This is a genomic window from Paenibacillus sp. 01T442 (genome assembly GCF_056398345.1).
Genome location: NZ_JBFTPF010000128.1, coordinates 1 through 8,750 on the forward strand (window position 1 = coordinate 1; position 8,750 = coordinate 8,750).

The following is an 8,750-nucleotide window of genomic DNA, read 5'->3' on the forward strand; positions in this document are numbered from 1 at the left end:
CATTAGGTCTACTTGATTAGGTTCTCGGATCTTATTAGATGCTGCAATTCCCTTTTTCCAGGCCCAGTACGGGTTAATTATTGCAACAACATTAGGTCTACTTGATTAGGTTCTCGGATCTTATTAGATGCTGCAATTCCCTTTTTCCAGGCCCAGTACGGGTTAATTATTGCAACAATACCGTAAAAAATTGAGGCAGAAAAAAATATAATTAAAAAAATAACTTTTTCCATAATTTTTATATCTCCTGCCTTAAACGTAGCCCCAAATTATTAATTAATACGAAACCCTTAATAGTGCAGGTTCCATGCTTTTGGACATGTATTTCCTTAACGTAATCTTCCTTTAACGGAGAAAAACAAAAAACTGTTGCCCGAAGCAACCGCTATTTCACTAACGTTATCCATTAATAAAGAATGGATTGATCAGTTTTTTTCTATATATTGTTCTGCTTCGTATCCATCGACAGGGAAATCTTCAACTGTAACCGCATTATAATAGAACTCACCAATTGAACAATTAAGATTAATAAAAATGTCTCTTGGATTAACGGACTTATCTTCCCATAAATCATCATGGAATACATACCCTACTTTTAGTTTTTCTAAATCCAATACAATGAAATCTCCGTTTAAACCCCAGCCTATTATTAGTAGCTTTTCAGCAATACACCGCTGATTTTCCTCATATAAATTTTCACTAGGCATCTCATTGACTTGATAAAAGGACACATGGTTGAATCTAATATGCTGGTCAAATGAAAAACGATAGAAGAAATCAATTATTTCATTAGGAATCTGATACTCAACTAGAAAGGAAATCGTCTGTTCTGACGCTTTTACCTTTTGCAGTTCCCCACCAGCGATAATCAGTTTTAATGCCTCCTCAAACAAATCTAAGTCTTTACCCATCTTTCTTCCTCCAAACACACACTTTTTAATCTACCTGTTAACGAAATGAGGCTACCAGCATTTTTTCGGCAGCCCTGTGGCGATTGCTATTCTACTATCGTACTGCGTTTGCTCAAACTTTTGGAGTCAACAAGATCGTCGAACCGAGTAGCTAACTTAATAAATTTTTCACCCCAACCACTATCGATTGATATTTCTTGGAATGATCCAGTTGGACCCAATAAGATTATTAGTTCATTTATTGCTGTATCTTCTCCAAGTTTGATTCGCTGTTCGAGCATATCTATGGTCGTTAGGACATCCTCAACGTTTTCGAAACGCGACCAAGTGACATCAGTATTTGGAGAGTCTATCAAATTCCTTAGTTCAATTAGCAAGTCCAATAAACCGTCGAGGTTGTGCAACTTGTATCACTCCCAATTCTGGTGTCCTGTTGTCATGGTACCATTACCCGTCGTTTGCTTAGCAGCAAATTATATAATGATATGCTTTCTATATTTATCCGATATTGTTTTCATAATTTAACCTCATGTAGTAATGAATCGATATGTTAATTAATAATCCAAGAATTGTTCCAGAACTAAAGCTAATAATGTTTATACCATGAATCATGATTCCCAGAATTCCACCAGCTGGATTGTCATCAGTTATTGGAAACATTGCACCAAAAACAAACAAAAAAATAATAGAGAACACAACGTAAAAAAAGAGAATAAAAACACTAAAGTACCAAAATCGATTTCTAAATAACATTACTGCTGGTGTGGTATAAGCAACGCTGAGTAATATAACCCACCATTCAAAGTAATTTAACAGTTTATCGTGGTAGTAAAATGTTTGAAAGAGTATTTCACCAATTATTGAGTACAGTGCACTTAGTAAAACTACCCACGCCAACGCTGATCTCGCTGTTCGTTTTTGTATCTTCATTAATCTAACCTCAATTTTCACATCACTTTTAATAGTATTTTACCACAATATGGAATAGAGTGAATAAACCTGTTATATAACCGCTTATAGGCATTGGCCTTCGCGCGGCAGTCCACATTGTGTTTTCTTTCGACCAAATTTAAATTCATAAATGTTAGCCTAGTTTTCCAAAGATGTTGGTGGTTGTTACCACACTCTCCCCCGTCCCTCGGTTTAGCGGGGAAGAGGCAGCTGCTTGATGTCAGCTGCCTACACTGTGCTTTATTGAGCTTCCATGTTCCGATAGATTAATACTCATTTCTCGTGCTTCGGATAATATTCTTGAAATAAATGCTTCCATTCGTTCATAAAGTCACTTTGAAAAGTTCTATTGTAATAGCTAATGTGCTCATTCCAGAAATCAATTGAATTACAGTAATAATTACCCAAAATAAACGATGGGTAGTTRTGTACTGAACTTGCCATAATCCTTATCTTTTCTGTCTCTTTCCGATCAATTACATTTATTAAACTTTCTATTATGTACTTGATCGGTCTAATACTTTGATAAATCCTTTCAATATTTTTAGTCCTGTTAAATATTCTGACTTTCTTAAGCTTAGAGATAATTGCTGCTTTATATTGGTGGTCTTCAACTAAATTTAATTCATTTATTAACTTATTTATGGAACGATTATTAATTACCAAGTCTTTATGTAACCAGTATTGATACTTATGTAAAAGATTATAAAGTACAGGATTCATTGGATCAGATCTAATAAATATAAAAAGGTAAAATAATGAATCCATAAAGTTTCTTGCATACATTCTCTCTAAAATAATGCTCACCTACTTCTCTTTTTGATTTCGTATCCTATATCTTATGAATTCGTGCAGTTAATTAAACTATCCTCTGTTACTTGAGAAGGCAGCCGATCAAATTGGATCAGCTGCCTTCTCAGAATGTTATTTTACATTCGTTATCCGTTACTTCAAGAAACTGTGCGCATGTTAAAAGCAAAGTCATATTTGTAGCAATCTTATTACACTCATTAAAGCAATAATAAAAACTCCACCCGTCCTATTTATTAGTATTGCAATTTTATCTGGTTTTTCACTTTTGAATTGCGAGACACCTTGATTATTTTTCCTAAGCATAAATTTGTTTATTTCCCACATTTGGCTAGGGAAAATTATTAAGATCAATCCAAATAAAATCCCAATGATTAAAGTAATTGGACTTGTCATATTTAATACAATCCTTTTCTTTGTTAACTTCTAGTTCACCGTTTAACGGCTTAACCGGGAGGTTTACTTACTTGAATCCGGCCATGCATCGCCTTCTTTTCTGCAAACCCAATCAAAATACATTTCAGAACCAAAGGGTTCCTTTGTCATCTTAATCCCATTCTTTGCGATTTCAAGACCCGCTAGATTAATCTGCTTTGTTAAATAAACGAGTACATCATGAATTCCACCATCGCGAGCAGATTGTGCAATTAATGCAAAAACCTCCTTTTGTTCTAGCGATAACTCAGCTAGTACCTTGTTTATCCTTTCGTTTTCAACAGTCCGTGGCCAACCGTTTCCCATTATCCTRCGTGAATACACAGCAGGACGAAGCTCCACTAAATCATCAATAAATGTTTTGTAGAATTCTAATTCCTTATTATCCAATGTTATTTCATTCCCTCTATTCTGAGCTTTTTATTGGAGTCGATCGATCGAACAAGTTCGTTCTGCGTTAGCGGAATCAATGATTATTCTCCTGAATACTTGTTTGCAGTAATTGAATAATGGTATATCTCAATATCCTCATCAATAAATCCTCTACGTTGTGCTGCTAACAATGTTTCATACATATTCTTTCGACCTACAGGATTATCTGTATGTAAGTAAATTTTGCTAGCCCTTAAACCATTCTCACAAAAGTATTTAACGAAATCGTAACCATTACGTAATTCATTTCCATTCTCATCTTCGCCTAAGTCATGATCAAGTGATAATAGTTCTATTGAATGCTCTTGAAAACATTGTATTGCTTCTTCAATTGTTCTTGCGATAATAAAACCCTCTGGGCAATCCCTTAAATCATCTAGATAAAGATTGACCTTCACTGTAATCACCTCTGGACTAGTTCTGTATCTAACCGCGTTTGAGCAACGCAATGCGTTAGCATAGTTCTAAAAAACAAATTCCTTATCGTTATTTTCCTCATCAACATAACTAATCTTATGGATCGTTTTCCAGTTACCCCAATTTTTAATACTATCTACCTCAACACGAAATAATTCTTTGTATGGAACACTCATCGGACTAGAGAAATCGTAGAAGACAAGCTCATAAGGACATGCCCAGTAACACCCATCAACCACTATTAGATTTTTTTGCTGGAAGTATATTATTTCAGCCCAGCAGGGTCTGTCAAATCTTTTGTGTAAACTCATTAAAAAGAAACCCTTCTCCCCGAGGGGAGAAAATTTTCAACGCAGATGCTGACCGATGCGGTCTGGGTAAAAAACAGATAGCTGGAGCAGCATCTGTCCCCAATTTTGGACGCGGCCTGTCCACTTTCGTGTGACGTCCATCGTGGCTAAATAGAGCATTTTTAAGAGAGCTTCGTCCGTGGGGAAGATGCTCTTTCCTTTGGTTACTTTCCGAAGCTGACGATGGTAGCTTTCAATAATATTAGTCGTGTAAATGAGTTTGCGGATTTCGGGCGGGTATTTAAAGAAAGTCGCCAACTCATCCCAGTTATTACGCCAGGAACGAAGGATGAGAGGGTACTTGGTTCCCCAAGCTTCCTCGAATCGGTCGAGTTCAACCAGAGCCATTTCTTCAKATGCAGCTTTGTAAATGGGCTTAAGATCGGCCGTTACCTTCTTCAAATCCTTATAGGAAACATAGCGGGTTGAGTTGCGTATTTGGTGGATGATGCATTTCTGGATCTCTGTCTTTGGATAGCAGGCCGAGATGGCTTGTGTGAAGCCGGTTAAATTGTCTACACAGGTAATTAAGATGTCCTGCACACCACGGTTTTTCAGGTCGTTTAGGACACTTAACCAGAACTTTGCAGACTCATTTTCACCGATCCACATGCCTAGTACATCCTTGTTTCCGTCGAGATCAATCCCGATCACCATGTAGGCTGCTTTGTTCACAATAGCCCCGTCCTGCTTGACTTTGAAGTGAATCGCATCAAGGAAAACAACGGCGTAAACACCTTGTAAAGGGCGGTTCTGCCACTCCTTGATGAGCGGAATGATCTTGTTCGTTACATTGGAAATAAGCGTCGGTGAGACCTCAATCCCATACATGTTTTCGAGATGATCCTGAATGTCTCTGGTGCTGACTCCCTTGGCATATAAGGCTATGATTTGGTCCTCAATGCCCGTTACATTCGACTGGTGTTTCTTGACCACTAAGGGCTCGAACTCACCTTGTCGGTCGCGAGGAACAATAATTTCTTGCTCACCATACTCACTGGTTACGCGCTTCTTGCTCTTTCCGTTACGGCTGTTCGTGGTTGTTTTGTTCTCCACTTCATGCTTTTGATAGCCCAAGTGTGTGTCCATTTCCGCTTCTAGCATTTCTTGAATCGTCTCTGCAAACAAATTCTTCAATGCGTTTTGGGCATCTTGAGCCGTTACCAATTTATTCTCCTTGATAAATTCGCGGAGCTGCTGCTTTGTCCATAATCCCACGTGTTCTCCCCAACCTTTCCTATACTTCCATTTTAATAGGCTTAGGAGTTTACACAATCTATTTTACAGACTCGCCCAGCAGAACCCACGACCTTTATAAGCTTCTTCGGGGATATAATGTTTAGTTTGTCTATTCAATAAATCAACAACTGAATACCCCTGATAATCAAGTCCACACAATAGGTATTCTGTTCCATTTACCTCCACCCAACTATATAAAAATGGGTCAAGGTTTCTATAGATAGTGTCAATAATATTGTTGTCACTGTCCGTGACTATCCCTTTAGTGTAATTGTACCTGGTAATGCCTTCCTCATGATTATAGTGATGGACTACCAGCTTGAATTTCTTCGATGGTGAATTAATAATTTCAGTTTCCTCTGGTTTGTGGAACATTTCTTGAAAATAATGCATCATCTCAGTTCTCTCTTTGAGAAATTGAGAGTCTTTAGCGATATTCCTCATATTTATTCACCTCACACTTCTATTACAAATAGTACCATCTTATTAGACTGGTTATGTCAGAGTTTCAGAATATTTTCTCGCCCCATCTTCTAATACCTGACTTAATTTTTAATGATTCAATTACCCCTCTGGCTATCACTCTATTTGTCGTTAATTCAAATTTCATTCCAGGTTTGATTAAATGATTCGGTGACTCTTCTTTCTCATGGAAAGCTAAATACAAGTCTGCAGTTGTATCTCTTTGAGTATTTGGAGATTTGTGAAATTCAATTACTGCACTCCATAAGCCATATATTAACTCCCTATCTTCTTCAAAAATGATGGGTATTGAGAAGTTTCCAACTGGAATTATACTTTGCCCGCCTTCTTCGGCAGTCAGGAAATATATCTTTACCGTTCCTACTGTCTTCATGATTTTATCAACTCTCTCACCGTATTTCAGAAAACTTCATATTTATTGATGTATGTTGAGCTTTAGTTTTGTGTTAGTTTTGTGTTAGTTTAATGTTGTTCCAATCTTTTGAAATTTGTCCATTCGCTACAGCGTTTTAGATATTCGTTCATTTCATTACCAATTTCAATAAACATACCCAATGTCTTCTTAAACTCGATCCCAGTAAATTCATTAGCCCATTTAGATAGAAATTCACTTTGATCATATTTGAATCCTTTAAATTTAAGCCCAAAATTTTCCTCATTAAAATTTACTGAATAATTAACCGGTACTAAACTTCGATGTTTGGTAGTATTTACAAAAGCGTTTAGATATTTAAACTCCATAGATTGCTGAAGATGCTCAATTTTTTCAACAATGACTTTTGCATTATTTTGGTTGCTAATTACCTTGTATACTGATAGTAAAGAAATATGTTTGGGATTTTTAAACTTTGATCTCAAATCCATAACGCAAACTATTAGATGGGCATAAATATCTGCAAGCGAATGCAGGGATTGAGCATAGGCAATGATGTGAGATTCGGAAATAAAAATACTTCCCCAAAATTCCTTCATCGTTTCTAAATCCGTTGAACGTTTAAGTATTTTACCAACGGCATCAACAATGGGAGGTACATTGTTGTTTGCGGTTCTATTCATAATTTTTTGATATTCTTCAATATGAAATTTACACATATTCACTTTCCATGTTATTGAAAGTAAAGTTGAATCTACATCAATAAAATCGTTAGTTGAAAAATGGATTTTTGCAAGTTCTCTAAACTCGTTTATAAACCAATTCTTTTCTTCCAAAAATAACACCTCGCAAAATTGATTAGTATTGTATTCACAAGTTATGTACAGACCTTTTTGAAGCCTGTGCCTCTTTGATACGCCTCAAGATATCCACAATTTTTAGTCCTTCAATATCCTTTATATCAATTCCATAAGCTTCAGCAATTTTTAACTGTTTTTCATTAAGCGAATCGTCAGTCCAGCAGAAATCATACATTGATGATTCGTCAGAAATAAATATTCCGTTATAATCAATTTCAAATATTACTTTAAAAAATTGAACAGCAGCAGTATCAAAGCTTCCTATCTTTTCAGCACTTGCAAATGTCAATTTCATTTTAAGACCTGGTCTAGGTAATTCCCGACCTTCCGACTTATATTTCTCAAATTTTTCTCTAAGTTTTAAAAATGCTTCTTTTTTTGTATATCCATCGCCATTCATTGTATTCCAATTAATTATTCTTGCTTCCCAAGGGTACATAGTAAGATTGGTATYAGTAAGATCTAACATCTCTTGCTGTCTGTATTCAATTGGATAGTCACGAAGGGACCAATTTGATTTAAGTTTTGAAATGATTAGCTTATAAATTGTTTTAATTGATCTTTTAAATCTAGCAAGTTGACTCATGACCATCTTATCTCCTTTAATAAATAGTAATCTAAAAATAACGCTCTWTCCTACTCTATTCCAATATTATACATAGGTTCGAAAGCATTTGTGGCTGCATTTTTGCAATTACCTGCCCGATGCCTCAATAAGTAAAGCAGGTCGCTACGGCGCCTGCTTTACTTATCTGGCCTTAACGATTGGAATTTTAAGTATCGTGTTCCCGTTCTATTCAAGTCTCTTTTTAGCAAAACCTCTGATAATCTCATTGTCACATTGAGCAAGCAACTCTAATTTCCTTCTAGATTCAATAGTATTTATTGCACTTAATGCCCATGTACATTTTCTTGCAAGTGCAAAATTCTCATCAAAATCAAGATAATCTAACTTTAGCAGTGCAGCGGCATACAAGCTTTCAATGCTTTCAGGAGATTTCAAATCTTGTAGACTTCTTGCGATGTCCTCATGTCGAGAGTGCGAGTCACTCACAAGCAACTCGCACAAGATAKGGACTGATTTTTCTGTGAATAGGTCAAATCCTGCAAATAATGTAAATTCAACATCATCTGCGTTTCTTTCCACAAGTGCTCTTTCTAATAATCTTATTATTTTTTGCTCAGGATGCTTACCACTAAAGAACTCATTTCTAAATTCATCCTCCGAAATGTTCCTGCTCATTAGTTTGATTACTAAATCTCGTTCAAGCTCTGTCATTTCTTCCCTCCCACTTTTTCAAACTATTATAAAAAAATAATCACACTTGACCTGCCATCTATGGTACGGATCACCGTAATGTATCTAAGCACAAAGTACAGTTTGACCACCAATATACATCAGTATATAAAAGACAAAGCCACTCCTGACTAAACTGTACCCTATCGAGTAGACACTTTAAAAAAGTCTCTCGATAGGGTACTTTTATTT

At 36.1% G+C, this 8,750-nt stretch carries 11 protein-coding genes; all 11 read right to left on the reverse strand.

Going from position 1 to position 8,750, the window contains the following annotated elements; all coding sequences use genetic code 11:
• Window positions 1-425: 425 nt before the first annotated feature.
• Window positions 426-911: a hypothetical protein gene (locus tag AC1DLM_RS33715; protein ID WP_441991664.1), complete on the reverse strand. Its 486-nt coding sequence runs from the start codon at window positions 909-911 to the stop codon at window positions 426-428.
• A 498-nt stretch (window positions 912-1,409) separates the two neighbouring features.
• The gene (locus AC1DLM_RS33720) at window positions 1,410-1,841 is read right to left on the reverse strand and encodes a hypothetical protein (RefSeq protein WP_441991665.1); all 432 of its coding nucleotides are present in this window, start codon (window positions 1,839-1,841) and stop codon (window positions 1,410-1,412) included.
• Between the two features lie 1,002 nt (window positions 1,842-2,843).
• Window positions 2,844-3,068, reverse strand: a complete 225-nt coding sequence (locus AC1DLM_RS33725; RefSeq protein ID WP_477572425.1) for a DUF6199 family natural product biosynthesis protein — start codon at window positions 3,066-3,068, stop codon at window positions 2,844-2,846.
• Between the two features lie 63 nt (window positions 3,069-3,131).
• On the reverse strand, window positions 3,132-3,497 hold the full coding sequence (locus tag AC1DLM_RS33730; RefSeq protein WP_216855209.1) for a DUF6547 family protein: 366 nt from the start codon (window positions 3,495-3,497) through the stop codon (window positions 3,132-3,134).
• 83 nt (window positions 3,498-3,580) lie between these two features.
• Complete coding sequence (locus AC1DLM_RS33735) at window positions 3,581-3,946, reverse strand: cyclic-phosphate processing receiver domain-containing protein (protein WP_477572426.1); 366 nt, start codon at window positions 3,944-3,946, stop codon at window positions 3,581-3,583.
• A gap of 357 nt (window positions 3,947-4,303) precedes the next feature.
• Window positions 4,304-5,524, reverse strand: a complete 1,221-nt coding sequence (locus AC1DLM_RS33740) for an IS256 family transposase (protein ID WP_477572427.1) — start codon at window positions 5,522-5,524, stop codon at window positions 4,304-4,306.
• Between the two features lie 63 nt (window positions 5,525-5,587).
• On the reverse strand, window positions 5,588-5,989 hold the full coding sequence (locus tag AC1DLM_RS33745; protein ID WP_441991668.1) for a hypothetical protein: 402 nt from the start codon (window positions 5,987-5,989) through the stop codon (window positions 5,588-5,590).
• A 64-nt stretch (window positions 5,990-6,053) separates the two neighbouring features.
• Window positions 6,054-6,401 carry a hypothetical protein gene (locus AC1DLM_RS33750; protein WP_477572428.1) on the reverse strand — a complete coding sequence of 116 codons (348 nt, stop codon included), beginning with the start codon at window positions 6,399-6,401 and terminating at the stop codon, window positions 6,054-6,056.
• Window positions 6,402-6,490: 89 nt separating this feature from the next.
• Window positions 6,491-7,237: a hypothetical protein gene (locus AC1DLM_RS33755; protein ID WP_441991670.1), complete on the reverse strand. Its 747-nt coding sequence runs from the start codon at window positions 7,235-7,237 to the stop codon at window positions 6,491-6,493.
• A gap of 34 nt (window positions 7,238-7,271) precedes the next feature.
• Entirely contained in the window at window positions 7,272-7,847 is a 576-nt protein-coding gene (locus AC1DLM_RS33760) for a hypothetical protein (RefSeq protein WP_477572429.1), read from the reverse strand.
• Window positions 7,848-8,054: 207 nt separating this feature from the next.
• On the reverse strand, window positions 8,055-8,540 hold the full coding sequence (locus tag AC1DLM_RS33765) for a hypothetical protein (protein ID WP_477572430.1): 486 nt from the start codon (window positions 8,538-8,540) through the stop codon (window positions 8,055-8,057).
• Between the last annotated feature and the right edge of the window lie 210 nt (window positions 8,541-8,750).

What these genes read in the sequence shown, in the direction of transcription:
- AC1DLM_RS33715 (WP_441991664.1), bottom strand. Translation starts at nt 911, where the DNA reads ATGGGTAAAGACTTAGATTTGTTTGAGGAGGCATTAAAACTGATTATC.
- AC1DLM_RS33750 (WP_477572428.1), bottom strand. Translation starts at nt 6,401, where the DNA reads ATGAAGACAGTAGGAACGGTAAAGATATATTTCCTGACTGCCGAAGAA.
- AC1DLM_RS33720 (WP_441991665.1), bottom strand. Translation starts at nt 1,841, where the DNA reads ATGAAGATACAAAAACGAACAGCGAGATCAGCGTTGGCGTGGGTAGTT.
- AC1DLM_RS33725 (WP_477572425.1), bottom strand. Translation starts at nt 3,068, where the DNA reads ATGACAAGTCCAATTACTTTAATCATTGGGATTTTATTTGGATTGATC.
- AC1DLM_RS33745 (WP_441991668.1), bottom strand. Translation starts at nt 5,989, where the DNA reads ATGAGGAATATCGCTAAAGACTCTCAATTTCTCAAAGAGAGAACTGAG.